General features: G+C 64.2%; 22 protein-coding genes and 3 pseudogenes. 13 read left to right on the top strand and 12 right to left on the bottom strand.

The window, feature by feature from the left end; translation table 11 throughout:
• Positions 1 to 77 precede the first annotated feature (77 nt).
• Together LB533_RS22525 and LB533_RS22530 are read right to left on the bottom strand one after the other, a co-directional pair.
• Positions 78 to 281, bottom strand: a pseudogene (locus tag LB533_RS22525) (transposase); the annotation flags it as partial.
• Between the two features lie 78 nt (positions 282 to 359).
• On the bottom strand, positions 360 to 1,202 hold the full coding sequence (locus LB533_RS22530) for an oxidoreductase (RefSeq protein WP_224678251.1): 843 nt from the start codon (positions 1,200 to 1,202) through the stop codon (positions 360 to 362).
• A gap of 49 nt (positions 1,203 to 1,251) precedes the next feature.
• Between LB533_RS22530 and LB533_RS22535 the strand changes: the two genes are divergently transcribed.
• Positions 1,252 to 1,878, top strand: a complete 627-nt coding sequence (locus LB533_RS22535) for a TetR/AcrR family transcriptional regulator (protein ID WP_224678252.1) — start codon at positions 1,252 to 1,254, stop codon at positions 1,876 to 1,878.
• A 205-nt stretch (positions 1,879 to 2,083) separates the two neighbouring features.
• Here the strand turns inward: LB533_RS22535 and LB533_RS22540 are convergent, their stop codons facing one another.
• Entirely contained in the window at positions 2,084 to 2,842 is a 759-nt protein-coding gene (locus LB533_RS22540; protein WP_224678253.1) for an SDR family NAD(P)-dependent oxidoreductase, read from the bottom strand.
• Positions 2,843 to 3,225: 383 nt separating this feature from the next.
• Between LB533_RS22540 and LB533_RS22545 the strand changes: the two are divergent.
• Both LB533_RS22545 and LB533_RS22550 read left to right on the top strand, forming a co-directional pair.
• Positions 3,226 to 3,368, top strand: a pseudogene (locus LB533_RS22545) (carboxymuconolactone decarboxylase family protein); the annotation flags it as partial.
• A 68-nt stretch (positions 3,369 to 3,436) separates the two neighbouring features.
• The gene (locus tag LB533_RS22550) at positions 3,437 to 3,625 is read left to right on the top strand and encodes a hypothetical protein (RefSeq protein ID WP_224678254.1); all 189 of its coding nucleotides are present in this window, start codon (positions 3,437 to 3,439) and stop codon (positions 3,623 to 3,625) included.
• Here LB533_RS22550 and cckA read toward each other — a convergent pair.
• Positions 3,603 to 6,179, bottom strand: a complete 2,577-nt coding sequence (gene cckA / locus LB533_RS22555) for a cell cycle histidine kinase CckA (RefSeq protein WP_140638262.1) — start codon at positions 6,177 to 6,179, stop codon at positions 3,603 to 3,605. The genes LB533_RS22550 and cckA overlap by 23 nt on opposite strands.
• 244 nt (positions 6,180 to 6,423) lie before the next feature.
• On the opposite strand from cckA, the gene LB533_RS22560 reads away from it, so the two are divergent.
• Positions 6,424 to 7,161, top strand: a complete 738-nt coding sequence (locus LB533_RS22560) for a flagellar biosynthetic protein FliO (protein ID WP_181169267.1) — start codon at positions 6,424 to 6,426, stop codon at positions 7,159 to 7,161.
• 135 nt (positions 7,162 to 7,296) lie between these two features.
• Here the strand turns inward: LB533_RS22560 and dksA are convergent, their stop codons facing one another.
• Positions 7,297 to 7,713 (bottom strand): RNA polymerase-binding protein DksA, encoded by a 417-nt coding sequence (gene dksA, locus LB533_RS22565; RefSeq protein ID WP_140498888.1) that lies wholly within the window; start codon positions 7,711 to 7,713, stop codon positions 7,297 to 7,299.
• A gap of 272 nt (positions 7,714 to 7,985) precedes the next feature.
• Between dksA and LB533_RS22570 the strand changes: the two genes are divergently transcribed.
• The 4 genes from LB533_RS22570 to LB533_RS22585 all read left to right on the top strand — a co-directional run bounded on the left by LB533_RS22570 (position 7,986) and on the right by LB533_RS22585 (position 11,790).
• A complete protein-coding gene (locus tag LB533_RS22570; RefSeq protein ID WP_224678255.1) occupies positions 7,986 to 8,489 on the top strand; it encodes a SixA phosphatase family protein in 504 nt (167 codons plus the stop codon).
• 62 nt (positions 8,490 to 8,551) lie between these two features.
• The gene (locus LB533_RS22575) at positions 8,552 to 10,030 is read left to right on the top strand and encodes a YcjX family protein (RefSeq protein WP_224678256.1); all 1,479 of its coding nucleotides are present in this window, start codon (positions 8,552 to 8,554) and stop codon (positions 10,028 to 10,030) included.
• Entirely contained in the window at positions 10,027 to 11,148 is a 1,122-nt protein-coding gene (locus tag LB533_RS22580) for a YcjF family protein (RefSeq protein ID WP_224678257.1), read from the top strand. Before LB533_RS22575 ends, LB533_RS22580 begins: the two co-directional genes overlap by 4 nt.
• 90 nt (positions 11,149 to 11,238) lie before the next feature.
• On the top strand, positions 11,239 to 11,790 hold the full coding sequence (locus tag LB533_RS22585; RefSeq protein ID WP_140498896.1) for a hypothetical protein: 552 nt from the start codon (positions 11,239 to 11,241) through the stop codon (positions 11,788 to 11,790).
• An 88-nt stretch (positions 11,791 to 11,878) separates the two neighbouring features.
• On the opposite strand, the gene LB533_RS22590 is transcribed toward LB533_RS22585, so the two are convergent.
• Positions 11,879 to 12,145: a hypothetical protein gene (locus tag LB533_RS22590; protein WP_224678258.1), complete on the bottom strand. Its 267-nt coding sequence runs from the start codon at positions 12,143 to 12,145 to the stop codon at positions 11,879 to 11,881.
• Positions 12,146 to 12,409: 264 nt separating this feature from the next.
• Between LB533_RS22590 and LB533_RS22595 the strand changes: the two genes are divergently transcribed.
• Together LB533_RS22595 and LB533_RS22600 are read left to right on the top strand one after the other, a co-directional pair.
• The gene (locus LB533_RS22595; protein WP_224678259.1) at positions 12,410 to 14,245 is read left to right on the top strand and encodes a monovalent cation:proton antiporter-2 (CPA2) family protein; all 1,836 of its coding nucleotides are present in this window, start codon (positions 12,410 to 12,412) and stop codon (positions 14,243 to 14,245) included.
• Positions 14,246 to 14,257: 12 nt separating this feature from the next.
• Positions 14,258 to 14,803 carry a DUF924 family protein gene (locus tag LB533_RS22600; RefSeq protein WP_224678260.1) on the top strand — a complete coding sequence of 182 codons (546 nt, stop codon included), beginning with the start codon at positions 14,258 to 14,260 and terminating at the stop codon, positions 14,801 to 14,803.
• Here the strand turns inward: LB533_RS22600 and folK are convergent.
• From folK to folP, 3 genes are read right to left on the bottom strand one after another with little or no spacing between them, the layout of a single operon-like run.
• Complete coding sequence (gene folK, locus LB533_RS22605; protein ID WP_140638270.1) at positions 14,795 to 15,322, bottom strand: 2-amino-4-hydroxy-6-hydroxymethyldihydropteridine diphosphokinase; 528 nt, start codon at positions 15,320 to 15,322, stop codon at positions 14,795 to 14,797. The genes LB533_RS22600 and folK overlap by 9 nt on opposite strands.
• Positions 15,306 to 15,665, bottom strand: a complete 360-nt coding sequence (gene folB / locus LB533_RS22610; RefSeq protein ID WP_140498905.1) for a dihydroneopterin aldolase — start codon at positions 15,663 to 15,665, stop codon at positions 15,306 to 15,308. Before folB ends, folK begins: the two co-directional genes overlap by 17 nt.
• A 3-nt stretch (positions 15,666 to 15,668) precedes the next feature.
• Entirely contained in the window at positions 15,669 to 16,520 is an 852-nt protein-coding gene (gene folP, locus LB533_RS22615; RefSeq protein WP_140638271.1) for a dihydropteroate synthase, read from the bottom strand.
• Between the two features lie 135 nt (positions 16,521 to 16,655).
• Here folP and LB533_RS22620 point away from each other — a divergent pair, with 135 nt between their 5' ends.
• Together LB533_RS22620 and LB533_RS22625 are read left to right on the top strand one after the other, a co-directional pair.
• Positions 16,656 to 17,273: a DUF922 domain-containing Zn-dependent protease gene (locus LB533_RS22620; protein WP_181169268.1), complete on the top strand. Its 618-nt coding sequence runs from the start codon at positions 16,656 to 16,658 to the stop codon at positions 17,271 to 17,273.
• A gap of 237 nt (positions 17,274 to 17,510) precedes the next feature.
• Positions 17,511 to 18,986 (top strand): MDR family MFS transporter, encoded by a 1,476-nt coding sequence (locus LB533_RS22625; RefSeq protein WP_140638272.1) that lies wholly within the window; start codon positions 17,511 to 17,513, stop codon positions 18,984 to 18,986.
• Between the two features lie 11 nt (positions 18,987 to 18,997).
• Here LB533_RS22625 and LB533_RS22630 read toward each other — a convergent pair whose 3' ends face one another.
• The 3 genes from LB533_RS22630 to LB533_RS22640 all read right to left on the bottom strand — a co-directional run bounded on the left by LB533_RS22630 (position 18,998) and on the right by LB533_RS22640 (position 21,153).
• Entirely contained in the window at positions 18,998 to 20,032 is a 1,035-nt protein-coding gene (locus LB533_RS22630) for an NAD(P)/FAD-dependent oxidoreductase (RefSeq protein WP_140638273.1), read from the bottom strand.
• Positions 20,033 to 20,365: 333 nt separating this feature from the next.
• Complete coding sequence (locus tag LB533_RS22635; protein ID WP_137931040.1) at positions 20,366 to 20,686, bottom strand: 2Fe-2S iron-sulfur cluster-binding protein; 321 nt, start codon at positions 20,684 to 20,686, stop codon at positions 20,366 to 20,368.
• Positions 20,687 to 20,784: 98 nt separating this feature from the next.
• Positions 20,785 to 21,153 (bottom strand): Hpt domain-containing protein, encoded by a 369-nt coding sequence (locus LB533_RS22640; protein WP_140638274.1) that lies wholly within the window; start codon positions 21,151 to 21,153, stop codon positions 20,785 to 20,787.
• A gap of 272 nt (positions 21,154 to 21,425) precedes the next feature.
• Between LB533_RS22640 and LB533_RS22645 the strand changes: the two are divergent.
• A pseudogene (locus LB533_RS22645) lies at positions 21,426 to 24,103 on the top strand (kinesin); the annotation flags it as partial.

Below are 24,103 nucleotides of genomic sequence, written 5' to 3' on the forward strand. Positions count from 1 at the left end.
AACTTCGTTTCAGGACGACAATATCACGAAAACAAAGAGTTAAAGCGGTCGGCGAACTCTATCAAAGCTGAACTGTTCTAGGACTCATAAGCGCGGAGCCACAGCCGCATCGAGGCGAGCTGGACCATGGCGAGGAAGTTGGCGGCGAGCTTGTCGTAGCGGGTGGCGACACGCCGGAAGCGCTTCATCTCGGAGAAGAACCGCTCGATCAGGTTGCGCTCGCGATAGAGCCGCTTGCTGAAGCAAGGCTGCACTTGGTTGCTCTTCGGCGGGATGTTCGGCCGGCTTCGGGCCGAGCCCCAATTGCAGGCTGATGAAGACGCGCGGCGCGTCTTCATCAGCCGACGCACTCCAAGCGCTCATGATGCGAAGCTGGTTGAGCGCGAAAGCTCCTCCCACGCGCTGATTTCGCCCCGCATTACGTCGAGCTTCTGGTCGACCAGCCCCAGCGCGTCGTCGCCCAGGAACAGCCGTACCGGCGGGTTCGCGGCATCGACCAGCACGAGCAACGCCTGCGCGGCCTTGGCCGGATCGCCCGGTTGGTTGCCGCTCTTGGCCTGTCGCGCGGCGCGGACCGGGTCCATGACCGCGTCATAGTCGGCAATGCTGCGCGGCGTGCGATCCATCGAGCGTCCGGCCCAATCCGTGCGGAATTGGCCGGGAGCGAGCGCCGTCACCCGAATTCCAAAGCCTGCCACTTCCTTGCCGAGCGCTTCGGAAATGCCTTCGAGCGCGAATTTGCTTCCGCAATAGAAGGTGATCCCGGGCATGGTGATGAAGCCGCCCATGGACGTGACGTTGATGATATGGCCGCGACGCCGCTCGCGCATGCCCGGCAGCACCGCCTTGATCATCGCGACGGGCCCGAAGACGTTGGCGGCGAACTGGCGCTGGAGATCGTCCATGGAGGACTCCTCCAGCACGCCCTCATGGCCGTAACCGGCGTTATTCACCAGCACGTCGATTGGACCCGCCTGCCGTTCGGCCGCGGCGACAGCCGCCGGGACCGTCTCGAAATCGGTCACGGCCAGCAAGAGCGGGTGGGCGCGATCGGGCGCGAGCGTTGCGAAGATCTCGGCGTCGGTTTTCCGCCGCACGGTGCCGATCACCCGATGGCCCGCTTCAAGCGCGCCTCTTGCAAATGCTCGCCCCAGCCCGGAGCTGACACCGGTGATGAGGAATGTCTTAGGGGTGGAAGTCATGGTTCACTCCGGGCTATGATTGAAACTATATCATGATATAGATAACAGCATGACACCAAACAAGACCAAGGTTGCTCCGACCGCCACGCGGGGTGAGCCGCTTCGCCAGCGTGTGATCGATGCGGCGGAGCGACTGCTCCGACAGGGTAAGGCCGATTTCTCGATGCGCGACCTCGCCACCGAAGCCGGAGTCAGTTTCGCGACGCCGTTCAATCAGTTCGGGAGCAAGGCCGCGATCATGCACGCCCTTTCGCGGCGGCGGATCGATACGATGGCCCAGCGCTTTGCCGGGATGTCACCGCCTGCTGATGCCGCCGGCCGCGTGCTGTTGGCCATCGATACGGCGGTCGAGGTGATGCTGGAGGAGCCGGAGATAAACCGGGCCGTGATGGGGTGGATCGGCACGGCCGGCCCGTCCCCCGGAAGGGTCCTGGCGCACTCAACAACCTTGTGGTCGCTTGCCCTTGGAGCGGGCGAAGGCTTGATCGCGGCCGGCAGGCAGGAGGCGCTGCGCAGTTTGCCGGAGCAGCTCGCATTTGCCTTTCGTGGGGTCCTGTCATTCTGGACCGCCGGCGAACTGCCGGATGAGGCGCTTGCCTCGAAGGCGCGAGAGATCGCAAAAACCTTGCTGCTCGGATTTGCTGAACGGCCGCTAATCGGCGATTCCGTCTCCTAAGCTGCCCTCCGGGGAACCACCAATCTCGGCCATTCCCGATTTATGGGTTCATGGCCTAGAGTAGCGCAGCGTACCCAGCGATTGTTCTTGGCCGAATGTCGCCGATAGTCGCTAGTCAAGCGGGGGGAGAGCGCATGCTGTCATGACGGTGGCATCGTTGAATTTCGAACGGAAGCGCAAGTTCGATCAGGCACTCGCGATTAAGTCACCACGGGATGGTTTCGTTTTCCCACTGCGTGAACGTGCCCGCCGGGCCGTCGGGGCCGAGCAGCGCGACGCGCACCACCTCGCGGGAACCCTCTTCAACAGATTCTGTTCCCCGATATCCGTTGAGGTTTGTCTTGGTGTAGCCCGGAGAGACCAAGTTGACTTTGATCGCAGTCGACTCCAACTCGATCATCAAGGCGAGCGTCATCGCGTTAAGGGCCGTCTTGGAGGCCGAGTAGACGGGACTGAAGATCGCGCGGTATTGGAAGGCCGGGTCTGCGTTCAGCGTCAGCGAGCCAACGGCGCTCGACACGTTGACGATGCGGGCATCCGACGACTCGCGCAGCAGCGGCAGCATCGCCTGGGTGACGGCGACGACGCCGAACACGTTGGTCTCCCACACCGCGCGCACCTCATCGAGCGACACGACGCTCGGGTGAGTCGACTTGGCATAATCCTCGGCCGACTCGGCCGCCCGTCTTCTGGTATTCGAGATGGCCGCGTTGTTGACGAGCAGGTCGAGACGGCCGAACTCGCCCCGGATGCGCTCTGCCGCGGCGGTAATCGAAGCCTGATCCGTCACGTCGAGTTGGAGCGCAATGGCGCCCGCCCCGATCTCCTTGGCCGCAGCCTCGCCGCGTGTGGAATCGCGCGACCCGACCAGCACGGTGACGCCGTTTGCCACGAGTTCCTTGGCGACTTGAAGACCCACTCCTTGGTTCGCCCCTGTGATCAGGGCGATGCGTTTATGCCGCATGGCGATACTCCTTCGAAGCGTTGTTCAGGCAGCGGATCGTTCCGGAACCGGCCGTCGGCGCAGGCTTGCTTACATGATCCCTGGCGATAGGCCGCTTCCATCGGCCCGATCGGTTCCGTGTGGCATGATCTTGCCGATCTCTCAAAGCCACGCCGCTCGTGACCCAACGCTTCGGTCGTCGCGGAGTTTCAGCGAATACAAATTTTGATCGTGCGAAGGTCTCCCATCGAATTGGCCCCAAGGCCTGTCGCCCTCAACGGGCTCGAGCGCGGATGGCCTGTGCGAGAATATCCCTTGGGTCCCGGAGTCAAACGTGTGGATGGCCTGCATTTTCCATGCTGAGCGGAGTGTCGTTCGCTGGCGCCATCTCCTTCAAGCTCTCGACCTACGAGATCATCCTTGCTCGGAAGGGCAGTCCAGCGACCCCAAGCGCAATGCGGCCGTCCAGTTCGCCCGCAAGGTCATCGAGACCCAGGGCAATGTCAGCGACGCCGATCTGGAGGCCGTGGCCGCCGCCGGCCACACAGGCCTCGCCCAGGCGACAGAGGTCGCTATCGGACTTATCCGAACTGCGCGGCTGCCCGTGCGGCCGGCGTGACGCCCATCAGGTACGAGCAGGCCGGCTATGGGAGCCATCTGGACCGCGATGGGACGGAGTGGCCTGCGAGTGACTGCCTGCCCGGCCCAGCGCGAAGCCGGCGATCATCGTCGCCCAGGTTCCTTCTGCGTGACGTAAGGTCTCATGCCACGAACCTCCGTGTCAGGACTCCAGCATGTCCTTGACGATCGTTGCCAACTGCTTGAGCGAAAACGGTTTCGGCAGGAAACCGAAATGCGCGTCCGCGGGCAGGTTCCTGGCGAACGCATCCTCGGCATAGCCGGACACGAAGACGAATTTGATGTCCGGCTGGCGCTTGCGCAGTTCGCCGAGCAGCGTCGGCCCGTCCATCTCCGGCATCACCACATCCGAAACCACGATGTCGACCTTGCCGCCGAGCGCTTCGAACACTTCCAGCGCCTCGACCCCGGAGGACGCCTCGTGCACGGTATAGCCGCGCGAGGTCAGTGCCCGCATGCCGCCCATGCGCACCGCATCCTCGTCCTCGACCAGCAGCACAGTGGCCGACCCGGACAAATCCTTGCCTGTCTCGGCCGACTTGGCAGGCACCGCTGCCGGTGCTTCCCCGGGTTCGCCTGCCTTCTTTGCCTCGGCGATGTGGCGCGGCAGGAAGATGCGGAAGACCGAACCCTTGCCGACCTCGGAATCGCAGAAGATAAAGCCGCCGGTCTGTTTGATGATGCCGTAGACCATGGACAGGCCAAGGCCGGTGCCCTTGCCGACCTCCTTGGTGGTGAAGAACGGTTCGAATATCTTCTTCAGCACGTCGGGCGCGATGCCGCTGCCGGTGTCCTCGACCTCGGCCACCACATAGTCCGCCGGAGTGAGTTCCCGGTAGGGGAAGGTCTTGCACTCCTCGGCGGTCACATTGCGGGTGCGCACCGTGAGGTCGCCGCCCGCCGGCATTGCATCGCGCGCGTTGACCGCCAGGTTGACCACCACCTGCTCGAACTGGCCGATATCGACCTTGACCGGCCAAAGATCGCGACCGTGGTCGATCTTCAGCTTGATGTCGTTGCCGACCAGACGGGCGAGCAACATCCTGAGATCGGCGAGCACGTCGGTGAGGTTCAGCACTTCCGGCCGCAGCGTCTGCTTGCGCGAAAAGGCCAGCAACTGCCGCACCAGCGAGGCCGCCCGGTTGGCATTCTGCTTGATGTTCATGATGTCGGGAAAGGATGGGTCCGACGGCCGATGGTTGGTCAGAAGCAGGTCAGACGCCATGATGATGGCGGTCAGCACATTGTTGAAGTCGTGCGCGATGCCGCCGGCAAGCTGGCCGACCGCCTGCATCTTCTGGCTTTGCGCCATCTGTCCTTCGAGCGCCTTCTGCTCCGTCGTCTCGACGGCGTAGACGATGGCCGACTCCTCGGCCCCCTCGCCGCCTGTGCCGTCGGCGACCGCATTGACGTAAAAACGGATGTGGCGCTCCTCATTGCCGGGCAGGAGCGTGTCTATCGGCTCGATATCGGCCTGCCGCTGCCTTGCCTTTTCGAAGGCCGCGGCAAAGGCCGGGCGGTCACGTTCGTGGATGACCGTGTCGAGCCGCATGCGGCGATCGACGGCGTCCCGGTCGACGACCGATGAAAACAGCGAAAGGAACGGCGCATTGGTGCGCAGGATGCGCCCGCTGGCGTCGACGCCGGCGATCGCCATCGGCGTCGAATTGAAGAAGCGGGTGAAGCGCACTTCCGAAGCGCGCAGGTCCGCCGAGGCGTCCTCGCCTTGCGTGCGGTTGAGCACGATCGTGCGCGTCGGACCGTTGAGGCCTTCGCGGCTGGCTGAAACGCGATGCATGAAGCGCACCGGCAGCGCCTCGCCCGTCATCGTCGTGAGGTCGAGATCGATGACCGCGTTGCGCGTCGTACCGGGGTCGGCCTTGACCGAGCGCACCAGCGCCATGCCGTCGCCGGCGACGATCTCCGGCAGGGAGACGGCGCCGGGCGTGAAGCTGGCAAGGTCGATGCCCAGCCATTCGGCGAGCGTGGCGTTGATGTAGGTGACGCGGCCTTCCTGGTCGGCGGAAAAGAAGCCGGCGGGCGCGTGGTCGAGATGATCGATCGCCTTCTGCAGGTCCAGGAAGAAACGCTCCTGCTCGGCGCGTTCCTGCGAAATGTCGGCAAGTTGCCAGGCGAGCATCGGCAGCCGCTGGCCCGGCACGCTGAAGGTGCGGGCGCGGGCGCGATACCAGCGCGCGCCGGGCTCAGCACCAGGCTTGATCGACTGCGCGAGTCGGAATTCGCCGTCGCCCGGCTGGCCGTCACGCAGGCCGGAGGCCAGTCGGTAGATGGTGACCGAAGCTTCCGGAACATCCGAAAGCAGCCCTTCGACCGTCTTCAGGTCGGCCGCGGAAGAGGCTCCGGTCATATCGGCATAGGCGCGGTTGGCATAGACCACGCGGCCCTTGGTGTCCGTGACCAGAAGGCCCTGCGACATCGAATCGACGAATGCCTTCGACAGTTCGTCGCCCGTCGAGCGTGGCGTGATCTGCACGAAGCCGATTGCCGTGGCGAACAGGAAGCCGACGCCGATCATCGCCAGCACGCCGAGCATGCCGAGCAGGAAAGGGTCGCCGAGCCGTTCGCGGAACAGGCCGAAGACGATGGCGGCCCCCGTCAGGACGGCAATGAAGATGACGAGCCGGGTGACGGCGCCGGGCCGCGTGTTCTGATCGACGATTGGTACCGGATAGAAATCGCCGCGCGCTTCCTTGGCCATGTGCCCCCTGCTCTTGAAGTCCGGTGTTCCGATACTCGCCGCAATGTGTGCCGACGCCCGCCCCTGTCGGGTTGAATCATATTCTCCTGGTCCCGAAAAGGCCCGGGCGGCAAATGTCAGATAAAAATGATGTCGGCCGGCCCTCTAGTGTTTCAAGCTGTTCATGAAGCGTGAAAGGCAACTTGCGGTAGCCCGCCGCAACGGTCTAGTGTCGCGTCACTTCCAAACCGATCAGGGGGAACCAATGCTGCAATGGCTGGATAGCGTAGCGGGCCCCGGCTATGTAGCGGCACTGCTGTGGACCTTCGCGGCGCTGGTCCTGCTGGTCATCGTCCTCATCATCGTCAAACTCGTTCGCAACCTGACCTTCGGCACCTTTGTCGCGGGCGGCCGGAACCGCAAGACGCGGCTTGCGGTCATGGACGCCACCGCCGTCGACAGCCATCGCCGCCTGGTGCTGGTGCGCCGCGACGACATCGAGCATCTGCTTTTGATCGGCGGCCCGACCGATGTCGTCGTCGAGCGTGACATCCGCCTTTCTGCGCCACGCCGTCCCGCGCTGACCGGAGATGGCGGCTCGCAGCAGCCTGTCGCGGTGGCAAAGCCGCGTCCGCCTCAGCCCACCCCGGCGCCGGCGAGACAGGCACCTGCTCCGCAGCCGGTGAGCGCAGCGCCGCCCGCCCGTCAGCGCGCTCCGGAGCCGGTGCCGAAGCCGGCGGCGCAGGGTTATCAACCGACCAATGTCACGCCGCTGCCTTCCTACGGTTCCGCAAACGTCAATGCCGTTCGGCATGCCCCGCCTCCGGCTTCACCACCGCCGGGGCAGGAAAGCATCGACGAAACGCTGATGAAGGAACTTGAGGTTTCGCTCGACCAGCCCCGCTCGAGCAGCCCGGCGAGTAAGCCGGTGGCAAAAACACCGCCGTCGCTCGACGACGAGATGACCAGGCTTCTGGGCGAACTCTCCAGCCAGAAAAGATGAGCAGCGCTTGCGCCCGGGCCTGAAAAACCGCTCGGGGTTTTGCGCGCATCGCCCGGGTCTGAAAAAAGAAATGGCCGGAAAACCGGCCATTTCGACAGCGATATCGCTGAAATCTTCTTGAATGCAGACCGCAGGCTAGTCGTCGCGATAGACCTTCTCGCGGCGCTCGTGCCGCTCCTGCGCTTCGATCGACAAGGTTGCGATCGGGCGGGCATCCAGCCGCTTCAGCGCGATCGGTTCGCCGGTCTCCTCGCAATAGCCGTAAGTGCCTTCCTCGATGCGCTGCAAGGCCGAATCGATCTTTGCGATGAGTTTCCGCTGGCGGTCGCGCGCCCTGAGTTCGATGGCGCGGTCGGTTTCCGAAGAGGCGCGGTCGGCTAGATCAGGGTGATTGGCGTTTTCCTGCTGCAGGATTTCGAGAGTTTCGCGCGCTTCGCGCAATATGTCATTCTTCCAGGTGACGAGCTTTGAGCGGAAGTAGGATTTCTGCCGCTCGTTCATGAACGGCTCATCTTCGGAGGGTACGTAATCGGCGGTAACGGCATCGTTCATTCGACTCACCCAAACAGCCCCAAATTTGGCGCCTATATATTCGCGGTCAAACGCCTGCACAAGCGCAATCGATTACCGATTCACGCAATTGTTAATCTGCCTCGATGAGCGCGATTGAGGTGATTCGGGCTGGCCTTAGGTACTGAATCCTTCGAACTGGCGACCGCCGGCTGATGATTCGTCATGTCCGAAAAACGACTGCCATTGTGCGCCGCGCCGTTCTTGTGGCTAATCACGGCACGGTTCGGGCTGTTGGCACGGGTGGAGGTTGGGTGAGCAGGCTTTATCTGTTGAGGCACGCCAAAGCCGGATGGGCGCTGCCCGGCATGCGTGATTTCGATCGCCCGCTCGATGCGTCCGGCCGCGCTGATGCGGAGGCGATGGGCACCGCCATGCGGTCGCGTTCCTATGTGCCCGATCTGACGCTTTGCTCCACAGCCCGGCGCGCGAAGGAGACGCTGGAAAGCGTGGCCGGTCGGGCCGACACCGGCCGGGTTCTGTTCGCCGACGCGCTCTACAGCGAGGACGCGGCCGCGTACCTCAGCCTCATCCGGGACAATGGTGGGGTGGGTTCGATGCTGCTCGTCGGCCACAATCCGATGACGGAGGATCTCGCCATGGCGGTGTCCGGCGATGGCGAGGAAAGCGCCCGCGCCATGCTCAATCATGGTTTCCCGACCTCGGGCCTGGCGGTCGTGCGCTTCCGCGGCGACCTTGCCGCGGCCGCCCAGGGTGCTGGCTATCTCGAGGCATTCCTGACGCCGGCCGACCTCTGACGCCATTTCAAACCAGCACGGCAACGCCTATATCGGACCTGTCGCAGCCTCGAGAAACAATTTTGGCATCATCGCTGACCACTTTCACCGACGAGGCGAGAATTGCCCTCGACACGCTTTCGGGCCGCGCCAGCGGGCTTTTTTCGCCATCGCTGCGGCTGGGCGTCACGGGCCTTTCCAGGGCGGGCAAGACGGTTTTCATCTCGGCCCTGGTCCACAACCTTATTCACGGCGGGCGCCTGCCGCTGTTCGAGGCGCAGAAATCCGGGCGCATCGCGCGCGCTTTCCTCGAAGAGCAGCCCGACGACGCGGTGCCGCGGTTTCAGTACGAAGACCATATCGCCGCCTTGGTGAACGACCGCGTCTGGCCCGATTCGACACGCGCCATCTCCGAATTGCGGCTGACCATAGAATATGAATCGGCCTCCGGCTGGAACAGGATGTTTTCCTCCGGAAAGCTGTCGGTCGACATCGTCGACTATCCCGGCGAATGGCTGCTCGACCTGCCGCTGCTCGGCAAGTCCTTCGCCGATTTTTCGCGCGAAGCCTTTGAAATGGCTGCGTTGCCGGTGCGCGAGGAGCTGTCGCGCGCCTGGCGGGCACTCTCGGCCGAGATCGACCCGAACGCCGATGCCGAGGAGATGACGGCGCGCCGCCTGGCCGAGGAGTTCGCCGCCTATCTCAAAGCCTGCAAGCTCGACGAGCGGGCGCTTTCGACTTTGCCGCCGGGCCGTTTCCTGATGCCTGGCGATCTCGAAGGCTCGCCCGCATTGACCTTCGCGCCTCTGGCCGGCCTGGGCGACAAGCGCCCGCGCAGCGGCTCGCTGCACGCCATGATGGAAAGGCGCTACGAGGCCTACAAGACCCATGTCGTCAAACCCTTCTTCCGCGAACACGTCACCCGGCTCGACCGCCAGATCGTGCTGATCGACGCCATGCAGGCGCTGAACGCCGGCCCCGGAGCCATGGCCGACCTGGAGCGCGCGGTGACCGAGATCCTCGCCTGTTTCCGTCCTGGACGCGGCAGCTTCCTCACCGATCTTTTCTCGCGGCGCATCGATCGCATCCTGATCGCCGCCACCAAGGCCGACCACCTGCATCACGACAGCCATGACCGCTTGCAGGCGATCGTGCGGCGGCTGGCAGACCGCGCCGTGGCGCGGGCGAATTTCACCGGCGCCGGCGTCGACGTCGTCGCCATGGCGGCGGTGCGCGCAACACGGGAAGGCACCGTCAAACAGGGCCGCGAGACATTGCCGGTCATCATCGGCACACCGCTCGCGGGCGAGACAATCAATGGCGACACCTTTGACGGGAAAGCTGAAACGGCCATATTTCCCGGTGATTTACCGGGGAAAATTGATGCTGTCTTCGAAGCTCCCGGGGGAGCTCACAGGCAGGACAATACCGACCCGGCGATCCGCTTCGTGCGTTTTCGCCCGCCAAAACTCGAGCGCACGGCCGAGGGCGTCACGCTGTCACTGCCGCATATCCGTCTCGACCGTGCCTTGCAGTTCCTGATCGGAGACCATCTGGCATGACCGCGCCCCGCAAGCCGGCGGCATTCCGCATCGAACCGGAGGCCACATCGCAGCAGGACGCGGCGCAGGCGCGCCGTGCCCAGGCCGGGGCGCCGGAGGCGCGCCGTGCCCAGACCGACACAGAGCGCAAGCCCCGTGCGGCGAAGAGCGATGCCGCGCTGGTCATCCCGTCGGAGATCGACGTGTTCGACGAGCCGGACATCGTCGCCGCCGAACCGCCGCCGGCGGTCGCTCGCAGGAAACGTTCATTGCTTGGCTCCATCTTCTTCGGCGCGTTCGGGGTGCTGGTTTCGCTGGCCATCGGCCTGTGGACCGATGAGCTCGTTCGCGATCTGTTCGCGCGCGCCGAGTGGCTGGGTTGGCTGGCCGCCGGCATGGCTGCCGTCGCCGTGCTGGCGCTGGTGGTGATCCTGATTCGCGAATTCCTGGCGATCTCCCGGCTTGCCGAGGTCGAAAAGCTGCAGAAGCGTGCACTCGATGCGATTGCACGCGACGATCCCAAGGCGGCGCGATTGGTGGTCGACGAGCTGTCGGCCTTCGTCGCGGCCAAACCCGAAACGGCTGCAGGCAGGCGCGCGCTGGCCGAGCTGCGCGACGAGATCATCGATGGCGCCAATCTGGTGCGTCTCGCTGAAGCTGAGATCCTTGGCCCTCTCGACGCCAGGGCCAAGATCATGATCCTGGAAGCCGCCAAACGCGTGTCGCTGGTGACGGCCGTCAGTCCGCGTGCGCTCGTGGACGTCGCCTATGTCGTGTTCGAGGCCGGGCGCCTCATCCGGCGCCTTTCGGAACTCTATGGCGGGCGGCCGGGAACATTGGGCTTCTTTCGCCTGGCGCGCAGCGTGCTAGCGCATCTGGCGGTCACCGGTTCGATCGCCGTCGGCGACAGTTTCGTCCAGCAGATCGTCGGCCACGGCCTCGCCGCGCGCCTCTCCGCCAAGCTCGGCGAAGGCGTCGTCAACGGCATGATGACGGCGCGCATCGGCATCGCCGCGATGGAGACGGCGCGCCCCCTGCCCTTCAGTGCGGCAAAACGGCCGGGACTGGGTGATTTCCTCTCCGCGCTGACATCGTTCGCAAGCAGGAAGGAAAGCGAGAACACCCCGCCTGGCAAGTGAACGACGACCTTGGCAGTGACGAAGCATTAACCAATCTTGTTCATGGTCGCACTGGTTCCAAAACAGCCTCTTTCTTGCCGGGTGTCGTCGATGAAAAGCGTAATTCTGTCCAGCCTGTTGCCCCTGGCGGTCGCGATCACCACTGTCGCCGGCATTGCCGCACAGGCGTCCGCGGCGGAGCCGGACAAGCAGTTCTTCCGGTCCGCCGAAGGCAAATGGGTGGGCCCGGGCGAGATCGTCGCCGGCAAATACAAGGGCACGAAGTTCAACTGCAGCTTCACCGGCTCGACCCCCGACGGCAAGATGGGCATGACTCTCGACGGCGGCTGCCGGGTGGGCATGTTCACCCAGCCAATGTCGGCCAAGATCGAACGCAAGGGGCGCGATTACAAAGGCTCCTTCATGGGCGGCGCGGCCGGTGCCGGCCTGGATATCATCGGCGGCAATGTGGTCGATGCCCGCAAGGTGGTGTTCACCATCAACCGCAACCAGCTGCGCGGCGTCATGCAGGCACGCATCCCCGACGACAATTCGATGACGGTGACCGTTGCCGTGCGCGTCGCGGACCAGCTGGTGCCGGTGATCGGCATGAGCCTGAAGCGGGTCGACGCGATCGAAGTCGGCTCCATCGCGCCGAACTGAGCGCATATCAACCGCATATAACCAAATACAAAAAAAGGAGGCGGCGGCCAATCGCCACCGCCTCCTTTGAAGACGTCGATAGGAACGATCAGCCCTTGATCGCCGCCGTCACCTCGTCAAAGGCCTTGCAGGCGTCGGCCAGGGTCGCGGTGCCCTGATATTTGGTCATCACCTCTTGCACCTTGGCCGTCAGATCGGCCGCCTTGGACGGATCCTTGGTAACCGCCTCCTGCAGCGCGGCGGCCATGTCCTGCGCCTTCTTGGTAGCGACCTCGGCCGTGCACTCAGGCGCCTTGGAGCACGCCGAGCCGGCAAGCACCGCCAGGCCGACGGCAACGAGCAAAAACTTCTTCATGTCAGTCATCTCCTCAAAAAGGGCGCGACTTGATCGCCACACCCTCCACTGGCCGAAGCCGAGCGTGCTTAACCTCCGATTGCAGCCAGACGCAACGCGGCCTCGCGCTCAACTTGCGTAACGTGCCTGCAACATTGCCCGCCGGCAGGATTCGGGCTGTTACATGCTCGCCGAAGCCCCTATCCTTGCGGCGCTGGCGCCTGATCCGAGGCGTCTTGACCCGACCGCACAGGCTGCGGTCCTCAAACGAGCGGAATGGCGGGAATGGCGGCAGAGGCAGCGGGCAGCGAGCTTGTTCAGGTGGTGGCGCTGCTCGCCGCGGGTGTCGTCGCCGTTCCCATCTTCAAGCGTATGGGCCTGGGCTCGATTCTCGGCTATCTGGCCGCGGGCGTGGTGATCGGCCCATTCGGTATCGGTGTGTTTTCCGAATCGGGAGCCATCCTCCATGTCGCCGAACTCGGCGTCGTCATGTTCCTGTTCATTATCGGGCTGGAGATGCAGCCGTCGCGGCTCTGGGGCTTGCGCCGGGAGATCTTCGGCCTGGGCGCGCTTCAGGTCGGGGTCTGCGCGGTCTTGCTGACCGGTGTGGGAATAGCCGGAGGCTTTTCCATCGCGCAGTCCTTCGTCGCCGGAGCCGGCTTCGTGCTGACCTCGACGGCGATCGTCATGCAGCTTCTGGAAGAGCGCGGCGAAATCGCCTCGCCCAAGGGCCAGCGCATCGTCTCCATCCTGCTGCTGGAGGATCTGGCGATCGTACCGCTGCTGGCCCTGATCGCGTTCCTGGCGCCAGGCGGCACCGACACCAGCCTGTCGGAGCGGCTGGCCGAGGTCGGCATCGGCCTTGCCGCGATCATCGGCCTGGTGCTGGCCGGACGCTTTCTGCTCAACCCTTTCTTCCGCATCCTGGCGGATGCCCGCGCCCGCGAGGTGATGACGGCGGCCGCCCTTCTGGTCGTTCTCGGATCCGCCCTTGCCATGCAGCTCAGCGGGCTGTCGATGGCAATGGGCGCGTTCCTGGCCGGCGTGCTGCTATCCGAATCGACCTTCCGCCACCAGCTCGAAGCCGACATCGAACCGTTTCGCGGCATCCTGCTCGGCCTGTTCTTTCTCGCCGTGGGCATGTCGCTCGACCTGCATGTGGTGGTTCAGAACTGGCGGCTGATCGCCGTCTATGTCGTTGCCTACATGGTCATGAAGGCGCTCGGCATCTACATCGTCGCCCGCATCCTGAAGTCGGGCCATCGCGAGGCGCTGGAACGCGCCGTCTTCATGGCGCAAGGCGGCGAATTCGCCTTCGTCCTCTATTCGGCTGCCGCTTCCGTCGGCATCATCGACGGCCAGGCCAACGCGACGCTGACGGCCATCGTCATCATCTCCATGGTGCTGACGCCACTGGCGATCGTCGCGTTGCGGCATCTGACGCCGCGCGACGAGCTGTCGCTGGATGGCGTCGACGTCGCCGAAGGGCTGACCGGCAGCGTGCTGATCATCGGATTCGGCCGCTTCGGCCAGATCGCCAGCCAGCCATTGCTGCTGCGCGGGATCGACGTGTCCATCATCGACAACGATGTCGAGATGATCCAGGCGGCGGCCGATTTCGGCTTCAAGGTCTATTACGGCGACGGCACGCGGCTGGACATTCTGCACGCCGCCGGCGCCGGGCGCGCACGCGCCGTGCTCATCTGCGTCGACAAACCGGATGCAGCCGTGCGCATCGCCGAGCTCGTCAAAGCCGAGTTTCCCTTGCTCACCGTGCTGGCGCGCGCCTTCGACCGAGGCACCGCGCTACAGCTCATCCGTACCGGCGTCGACTACCAGCTGCGTGAAACATTCGAATCGGCACTGGTTTTTGGCGGTTCGACGCTTGAGGCCCTGGGCGTCGACCCGGAAGACGTCGCCGAGGTGGTCGAAGACGTCCGCCGCCGCGACACCGCCCGCTTCGAGACGCAACTCGCCGAAGGCATCCGCTCCGGACAGCGCTTCCTGAAGGGCAATATCGGCACGCCGATCCCGACGCCGCTCTCCACGCCGCGCCGCCCCGGCCAGGCGCTCAACGAGGAAACGGCCGGCGTTCTGCACAAGTCCGAGCCGGCGGATTGATAGGAGAAAAGCATGGATTTGGACAGCAGAGCCCTGTCGGTCACCAGATTCTGGCGTGATGCCGGAGCGGACGCATGGTTCGAGAAAAGCGATGTTTTCGACGGCGATTTCCGCAACCGCTTTCTTGAGCTGCACTACGCGGCCGCACGGCGCGAATGCGACGGCTGGTCGGAGCATGCCGAAGGCTCGCTGGCGTTGATGATCCTGCTCGATCAGTTTCCGCGCAACTGCTTTCGCGGCACCGGCCACATGTACGCCACCGACCCGCTGGCGAAGCATTTTGCCCAAAAAGCTGTCACGGCCGGCCAGGACCTGGCGCTCGAACCGGAATTGCGGGTGTTCCTCTATCTGCCGTTCGAACATTCGGAATTGCTCGCCGACCAGGAACGGTCGGTCGAGCTCACCGCGGCCAACGCGCCGGACTACCTCAAATACGCCGAAGAACACCTCGACATCATCCAGCGCTTCGGCCGTTTCCCGCATCGCAACAAGATGCTCGGCCGCGAAACCACGCCGGAGGAAAAAGTCTTTCTGGACGATGGCGGGTTCTCAGGCTGACCCTGGCCTATCCAGCCACCAGTCGCGGCCCGACGGCAGGCGTTCGATACCGGCCGCATCGACGGCGGCCAGCCGCTCCGAGACGCTTCGCCCGCTTACCGCAAGATCGGGCGCGATCTCGGCCAGCGGCGCCAGCACGAAGGCACGTTCAAGCATGCGCGGATGCGGCACTTCCAGACCGGTTTCGTGGATGACGCGATCGCCGAAAACCAGGATGTCGATATCGATCAGGCGCGGCCCCCAGCGCTCCTCGCGCACGCGCTTCAGCTTGCGCTCGGCATCGAGGCACAGGTCGAGCAAGGCCCGCGGCGAGAGCCGTGTCGAGAGTTCGGCGGCGGCGTTCAGGAAGTCGGGCTGGTCGAGCTTGCCCCAGGGAGGCGTGCGGTAGAGCGAGGACACCGCGGCCACGCGAGTGGCGGCATCGGCGTCGAGCAGGCGCAGCGCCGCCGCCATCGATCTCGCCGGATCGCCGAGATTGCCGCCAAGGCTGAGATAGACGGTGTTACTGCGGCCAGACAACGGTCACCTCGACGTAATCGAGCACGCCGGGGACCGGCGCATTCGGCTTGCGGACCGTGATTTCGGCTTTCCTGATCTGCGGGAAGCGTTCCGTCAAGGCTTTTGCGACTTCCAGGGCCAGCGCCTCGATCAGGAAGCGCCTGTGTCCGGTGATGATCTCCTCGATCACCGTGAAGGCAACGCCGTAGTTGACGGTTTCCCCGATGGCATCGTCGACCAGCGCGCGCCCGGGCTCCACGGTGAGCGAGGCGTCGACATAGAAGCGCTGGCCGAGCGCCTCCTCCTCGTCCAGCACGCCGTGCCGGGCAAAGAAGGCGCAGTTCTTCAGGCGGATGACATACATGGTTCAGCGTTCCGAAGCGGCGGTTTCGCGCGCCAGCATAGCATCCGCCACGGCCAGCGCGTCCACGTTGATTGCGACATCGTGGACGCGAAACAGGTCGGCGCCCTTCAATCTCAGTATGACGCTCGTCGCCGCAGTCCCAGCCCCTCTTTCGGCGGCATCGCGGCCCGTGACGGTGCCGATGAAGCGTTTTCGCGAGGTTCCGGCCATCAGTGGAAATCCGAGGGCGTTGAGCTCGGAAAACCGCGCCATCAGGTCGAGGTTATCCTCGGCCGTCTCCTTGGCGAAGCCGAAGCCGGCATCGAGAACGATATGATCGTCGGCGATGCCATGTCGGCGGGCGATTTCCAGTGATTTTTCGAGGAACGCGAACTGGTCGGCGATGACGTCGGGCAGTTTCCGGCGATCCCGCCCGGTATGCATGATGATGAGCCCCGCCCCGGTTTCGGCTGCGACACGCGCAATGTCCGGCTCGCGCTGCAAGCCCCAGACGTCGTTGACGATATGCGCCCCGGCCGCGACGGCCAGGCGCGCGGTCTCGGCGCGATAGGTGTCGACCGAAATCAGCACCTCGCCGGAACCCGCCAGCGCCTCGATCACCGGCAGGATCCGCTGCTGCTCCTCGCCTGCCGTGATCGCGGACGCGCCCGGCCTGGTCGATTCACCGCCGACATCGACGACCAGGGCGCCTTCGCCCAGCATGCGGTGCGCCTGGACCAGCGCGGCTTCGGCGGCATCGAACAGACCGCCGTCGGAAAAGCTGTCGGGCGTGACATTGAGAATGCCGACCACCACGGCCTTGTCGCCAAGGTCGAGATGACGTCCGTGCGCCAACTGCCATCGCCTCGCCGTCATTGCTCATCAACCATGGGGCTCATCAACCATGTGGCTCATCAACCAAGTGGCTCATCAATCATGTGTGATCCGCACCAGATCAATTCCGTTGCGCCGGCAATGGCCGTAAAGCAAGGTAGGTCGAGAGGCAACCTGATGAAACGAACCCTGCTTTGCGCATTGCTGCTTGCCGCCACCGCCGTTCCGGCGGGCGCGGCCAATCTCGTCAAGACATATAGCTACTTCGCCGTTGGCGGCAGGACGCTAGAAGACATCGAGGCACAGCTTTCCAAACGCGGTCCGCAGGTGAAGAGCACCGGCTCGCGGCATCCCGGCGCCACACAGATGGCCTTCACCACGCGCGTCAGCTATGCTGGGCAATCCGGCTCCTGCCGGATCGCCGACGCCGCCGTGACCGTCAAGGTCAAGGTCATCCTTCCCGAATGGCGCCGTCCACGCAAGGCAGACGCGGATGTGCGGCTGTTCTGGGACACGCTGTCGGCCGACATCAAGCGCCATGAGGAACGTCATGTCGAGATCGCCAAGAATCACGCCCGCGAACTGGAAGACGCGCTGAAGGCGGCCTATCCGCAGAAGGACTGCGATGCGGCGAAGGCCAAGGCCGCCGAGATCACCGCCGCCATTCTCGCCAGACACGACCGTGCCCAGGTGCAGTTCGATCGCGTGGAAGGGGTCAATTTCGAAAGCCGCATCCTGCGGCTCCTGCGCTATCGCGTCGAGCGCATCGGGAACGGCCGGTTGCCGCCGACCTGAACGTCCTGATGCATGTCTCCTAAGGGCGGCGGTGCGAGCCAACCGGGCCGAAGCGTAGTGCCAGCTTCGAAAAATTTTCGGGCAACGGTCGAAATCGGCCTATACGGGACGACATATCAGGGTTGGCAAGGGCACGACCTTCAAACACGAGCATCACGACCGATCGCGCCGCGGATGCAACCCGGCTAGCCCAGCCGACGCACCGGACGGCGCGCGCAAGCATATGGACGAAAGACTATGGACCAGGCTGTCGACAAGCAGGCCGTGGCGGCCGCGAGCGCGCCGCTGACGGAAAGCGAAAAGAACGCCATCATCGGCGGCGTTCTCCTGTCGATGCTGCTGGCAGCACTTGACCAGACCATTGTGGCGCCGGCCATGCCGACCATCGCGCGAGCGCTCGGCCACGCCGAGTACCTGCCCTGGATCGTGACCGGATATCTCCTGACCGCAACCGCCATGGCGCCGCTCTACGGCAAGATCTCCGACGTCTACGGCCGCCGGCCGACCGTCTATGGCGCGATCCTCATCTTCCTCGCCGGCTCGCTGGTCAGCGCGATGGCGCCCAACATGTTCGTGCTGGTGATCGGCCGCGCGATCCAGGGCGCCGGCGGCGGCGGGCTTTTCGCCCTGGCGCAGACCGTCATCGGCGACCTCGTGCCGCCACGCGAGCGGGCACGCTATGCGGCCTGGATCTCGGGCACCTGGGCAGTCGCCAGCATCGCCGGGCCGTTGCTCGGCGGCACGTTCGCTGAACATCTCCATTGGTCGCTGATCTTCTGGATCAACATTCCGCTCGGCATCGTCGCCATGGCCATCATCAACAAGCCGCTGCGCAAGCTGCCGGTCGCGGCAAGACGGCACCGCATAGACGGGCTCGGCGCGCTGCTTCTCGTCGCCGCCACGGCCCTGCTGCTTCTGGCGCTGAACTGGGGTGGCAGCGAATACCCCTGGCTGTCGACGGAGATCCTCGGGCTGGTCGCCAGTTCCTTGGTCCTGTGGGGCGCCTTTGCGCTGCGGCTGCTACGCGCAACCGAGCCGCTGATTTCGCTCGAGGTACTGAGCAACCCGATCGTCCTTGCCGGCACGCTCTCCATGTTCCTTCTGCAGGCGGCCAATATCGGCCTGTCTGTCTACCTGCCGGTCTATCTCCAGTCGGTCATCGGCCTGTCCGCGAGCGAATCCGGCACCGCCCTCCTAGGGCTGATGCTTGGCACGGTGGCGGGCGCGACATTCAGCGGGCGCACCATTCCGCGTTTCGTCCATTACAAGCGGATCGCCATGGTCGGATTGGGCTTCGCCGTTCTATGCCTCGGCGTCCTCAGCCTGGTGGCTGGGCACGCCTCGCTGCTGGTAGTCGAGATCCTGACGACGTGCGTCGGGCTCGGCAGCGGAACCACCTTTCCGGTGGCCACGGTGTCTGTTCAGAACGCCGTCGACCCCAGGCATCTGGGCGTCGCCACCGGGGTGCTGACGTTCCTGCGCTCGCTGGGCAGTGCGCTCGGCGTTGCTATCCTCGGTGCGGTCGCCCTGGGCAACGGGCTGCCGCTGGCGGGCGAAGGCGCGCAGGCGACCGGCGCCGGTGCTGAGGCTGCCGCCTTCGGGCTGATCTTCGTCGCCGCCGTGGTGATGTTGATCATGGCGCTGCTGACGCTAAGCCTGATGCCAGAAAAACCGCTGCGCGGCCATCCCGAGGCCCCCGTGCTGGCGGACTGAAGCGACACGCGTCAGGAGGCCTCTGCCACGCCGAGCTTCTTCTGCAGGCTGGAGGAGGAGGTCGTGTATTGAAACACGATGCGTTCGCCCGGGCTGACAATGCGCTTGGCGGCCTGGGCCATCAGCGCGACCTCGTGAAAGCCCGACAGGATGAGCTTCAGCTTGCCGGGATACCAATTGATGTCGCCGACCGCGAAGATGCCCGGGACCGACGTCTGGAACTTCTCGGTGTCGACCGGAATCAGGTTCTCGTGAAGGTTGATCCCCCATTCCGCAATCGGTCCGAGCTTCATGGTCAGGCCGAAGAAGGGCAGCATCCGCGTGCAAGGAACTTCGATGTCGCCCTCCGGCCCCCTGATCAGGGCGGACGACAGTTGGCCGTCGGCGCCAGTCAAGCCCGTCACTTGCCCGACCTGGAAATCCAGCTGCTTCATTTCCTGCATGTCGTACATCTTGTTGACGCTGTCGGGCGCGGCGCGGAACTCCGGGCGCCGGTGGACCAGCGTCACGCTTTTTGCCACCGGCTGCAAATTGAGCGTCCAGTCCAGAGCCGAATCGCCGCCGCCAACGATAACGAGGTCGTGGCCGCGAAAATCTTCCATCCGGCGCACCGAATAGAAGACGCTCTTGCCCTCATAGGGTTCGATGCCCGGGATGGGCGGGCGTTTTGGCTGGAAGGAGCCGCCGCCGGCGGCGATCACCACCACCTTGGCCTCGAACACCTCATTCTCGTCCGTGGTGACGCGAAAGCCGCCATCCTCCAGTCGCTCCAGGCTGGAGACCATGCGATTGTAGGTGAAATCGGGCTTGAACGGCGCGATCTGCTCGAGCAGCTTGTCGACCAGGCCTTGCGCCGAGATCGAAGGCCAGCCGGGAATGTCATAGATCGGCTTCTCCGGATAGAGTTCCGCGCACTGGCCGCCGGGCCGGTCGAGAATGTCGATCAGGTGGCACTTCATGTCGAACAGGCCAAGCTCAAACACGGCGAACAGGCCGACCGGCCCTGCCCCGACAATGAGTACGTCTGTCCTGGTGATGCCGGTCATGATGCGCGCCTCGCTGCTGGATTGGCGTGAGACTGCATGACCACCGGCTTGCTGCCAAGCGGCAGCGGCAAAAATCAGGGCTCCGAACTCGGGTTACAAGGCTTGACGACCGCAAGTCCGGCAGTCCCGCCACCTTTTCATGGCAGGCAGCTTCTCACGATAGGAATTTTTTCTTGACTGGGTGAAGGCAGCTATGGTAGATATTTGGTCATGGTGTTGAGTTGCGCCAGGGCCCGCCGCACAGGCGGGTTTTCCATCCAAGGCGCCATCAACAGCCGGCGAAGGTCCCTAAGGAACCCCTACCGGATTCATTGCCTCGGGCAAATTCGGCTTTTAGCCTTGGCGCTCGGGCACCCGCACCACCAGTCCGTCGAGCGCGTCGCGCACCTTGATCTGGCACGACAGCCGCGAATTAGGCTGGACGTCGTAGGCGAAGTCCAGCATGTCTTCTTCCATCGCTTCCGGCTCGCCGACTTCCGCCGTCCAGGCCTCGTCGACATAGACATGGCAGGTTGCACAGGCGCAGGCGCCGCCGCACTCCGCTTCGATACCCGGCACGGCATTGCGGATGGCGTTTTCCATGACCGTCGAGCCGTTCTCGGCATCCACGTCGAAATGTGTGCCGTCATGGGCAATGAAGGTCAGTTTGGTCATTTGTCACCTGAGGGAGTTTCCGCCGAGATAATCACTCGGGCACACAAGTCAACTGCGGCGAGAAAGCGCCGCTCGGTGACGTTTTTCCGCAAACCGGTCTAGCGGTTGATGGCGGCGATGAAATCGCGCACTTCGTCGATCAGCTTGCCCAGCCGCGTAAGCGTCTGGCTGTCTTCCGGCTGCCGTTCTATCTCGGTGGCGCAATCGGCAATGGCAAAGGCTCCGACACCGCGCGCCGAGCCCTTCAGGCCGTGCGCCAGAAGCAGCCGGTCCTTGATGTCCGCATCGACTATCCTGTCGCGCACCGACAGTGCCTGCTGTACGAAGAGCGCCAGCACCTCCTGTTCGAGGCTGCGGTCGCCCATCGTCTGCCGCGCAAGGTGTGCCAAATCGACCGGTCGGGACCGCCTCGTTCCCGATATATCGCCCCCGGGCATTGAGAAGGCAATGCCGCTTTCGCCACGCATGAACTCGAACTCCGCTTCTTCGGCCGCCTGAAAAACTAGGCGAATCCAATGGACAACGGGTTAATGAATGGCCGGGAAAAATGTTGCGAAAGCGGCGCCGGAATCACGCTTCCGTTAACCTTATATTTAAAGTTTTACGTATCCCGCGGAATGCATGTTTTCTTTACCCCCCTGTGTCATTACGATACGAGGGGTCCATTTTCAGCCTCCTGCGCGTGGGTGCGACAACCAGAATCATAAGCCCGCGGCAGCTAGTACAGGGTAGCGAAGGCATGGCGAAGAAAACAACGACGACCAGATCTCTGGACAACGATGTGGCCAGGGAACTCGAGAAGGCACTCGATCTCGACCTCGGCGGCGACACCGGCAGCGGCGACCTCGATATCGCGGCCTCGATGGAAGATCTGGAAGCGCAGATTTCCCAGGCCGCTGACGAATTGGCGCGCGAGGGACGCAATCAGACGCAAGCACCCGTCGTAAACCAAGCCCAGGCCGCGAATCCCGCGCCAAAGACCAGACCCGCCGAACTGCGCCCCGTCGAAACACGCAATGGCGGTCAGCCCGCCGGCTTCTCGCCGGCCAATGACGATCGTCAGAAGGATTACAAGACGCTTCTGCACAGCCTCAACCGGCGCGCCTCGAACACGATCTACTGGGTTATCGCCTTCGTTTCGCTGGCCTGGATCGCCGGCGCGGGCGGATTGGCCAACCTCCTCTTCGGGCCGAGCATCTGGAGGATCCGCACGCTCGACCAGTTCTTTGCCCGTCCCGAGCTGATCGGCCTTGCTGTCGCGGCCATCGTGCCGGTCATCCTGTTCTGGGCCTTCGCCGCCATGATTCGCCGCGCCCAGGACATGCGCATCGCCGCCCAGTCGATGACGGAAGTGGCCTTCCGCCTCACCGAGCCAGAAAACATGGCCCAGGATCGCGTCATGATGATCGGCCAGGCCGTCCGCCGCGAGGTGGCCGCCATGGGCGAAGGCATCGAACGCACGCTGGCCCGCGCCGTCGAACTGGAAACGCTGGTCCACAGCGAGGTCAACCAGATCGAGCGCTCCTATTCGGAAAACGAAACCCGCATCCGCTCGCTCGTCGACGGCCTCGGCAGCGAGCGCGAGGCGGTCGTCAGCCATGCGGAGCGGGTTCGCGCCTCGATCGCCGGCGCGCACGACACGCTCAAGGACGAAATCGGCGCTGCTAGCGACCTCATCCGCGACAGCATTCTCAATGCATCGACCAAACTGTCGATGACCATCACCAATTCCGGCGACACGCTTATCGACCGCATCAACGAAAGCTCGCTGTCGATCTTCGATTCGGTAGAAGGCCGGCTCGACACCATCACCGACAAGCTTTCGACCTCCGGCGAAGCTTTCGCCAGCCTGCTCGACACGCGCATCGCCAAGCTGACGGACACGACAGACGGCCTGACCCGGTCGCTGACCGACCTGCTCGACGATCGAACGAACGGCATGGTGTCGTTGCTTGGCGGCGCCGCGCGCACACTCAATTCGGAATTCGAGGCCAGCCTCAACGGCATCGAGCGCACACTCGCCGAGCGCGGTCAGGCGCTGATCAGCGAGTTCCAGACCCGTGCCGAGGCCCTCGACACCGGCACGCAGAAGCTCAACGCAGCGCTCGAAGCGCGCGCCCGGCAGATCAACGAAACGCTGGTCGAACGCGCGCGCGAAATCGCCCACACCTTCGCCGAGAGCAAGGACACGCTGACGGCGATGATCGACCAGGGCAAGACCCAGATCGGCGCCGACATGGCCGATATCGTCACGTCGACCTCGTCCATGCTCGAAGCGCGCGCCAGCGATTTCGCCGGACGCATGGAAGCGACGCGCCACGTCGTCTCGCGCTCGTTCGATGCCGATATCCAGCGGCTTGCCGATGCCCGCGTGGGCATAGAGGAAGCGGTCGAAAATCACAGCCGCAGCCTTTCCGAGAGCCGCGAGCGCATGGCGGCCGCGATGCAGGCCGATCTGGCCAAGTTCGCCGAGAGCCGTGCCGGTATCGATGCCGCGGTGACCGACCAGGTGCAGAGGCTGGCCGAAGGCCGCAGCCTGATCGCGCGCGCTCTCGAAGAAGATCTGCGCAAGGTCAACGAATCGCGCGCTGCCATCGACGCTTCGCTCGGCAGCCACCTCGAAAGGCTGGAAGAAGGTCGCAACCGGCTCTCCCAGGCTCTCAACGAAGACTCAGGAAAGTTGGTGCAAGCCCGTACAATCATTGACGAAATGGTTGCTGGACATGTTGGCAAGCTGGCCGAAGGCCGCAACATTCTCTCGCGCGCGCTCGAAACCGACCTCGGCAAGCTCGTGGACACGCGCGCCGACATCGATGGCCTTGTCGCCGGTCAGGTCGAGAAGATCGCCGAGGGCCGCGCGGTACTCGCCAAGGCGCTGGAGAACGACATCGCCGGCATCAAGGACCTCATCGAGGCGCATTCGGCGAAACTGGCGGAAGACCGCTCGCAGCTCGGCCGTTCGCTGGAGGACGATCTGTCCAGCATACGCGGGCTGATCGAGGACCATTCGGGCCGCCTGGCCGAGGATCGCAGCCTGCTGTCGCAGACCCTTGAAGCCGACCTTGCCAAGCTCGCCGAGAGCCGCTCGAGCATCGACGGCCTGGTCGCCGGTCAGGTCGAGAAACTGGCCGAAGGCCGCGATATTCTCAGGCGGGCGCTGGAATCCGACCTCAACGCGATCAAGGGCGTCATATCGAGCCAGTCCGAGAGGCTGGCCGAGGACCGCGGGCAGCTGTCGCGGGTTCTCGAGGCCGACTTGCAGAATGTGAACAGCGTCATTGCCGACCACATGAACAAGCTGGTCCAGGACCGTTCGACCTTGTCGAAAGCGCTTGAGGAGGATCTCGCCAAGCTGGCCGAAAGCCGCTCGAGCATCGACGGCCTTGTCGCCGGCCAGGTCGAGAAGCTGGCCGAAGG

The sequence above is a fragment of the Mesorhizobium sp. BR1-1-13 genome, assembly GCF_020165515.1.
GTDB lineage: Bacteria > Pseudomonadota > Alphaproteobacteria > Rhizobiales > Rhizobiaceae > Mesorhizobium.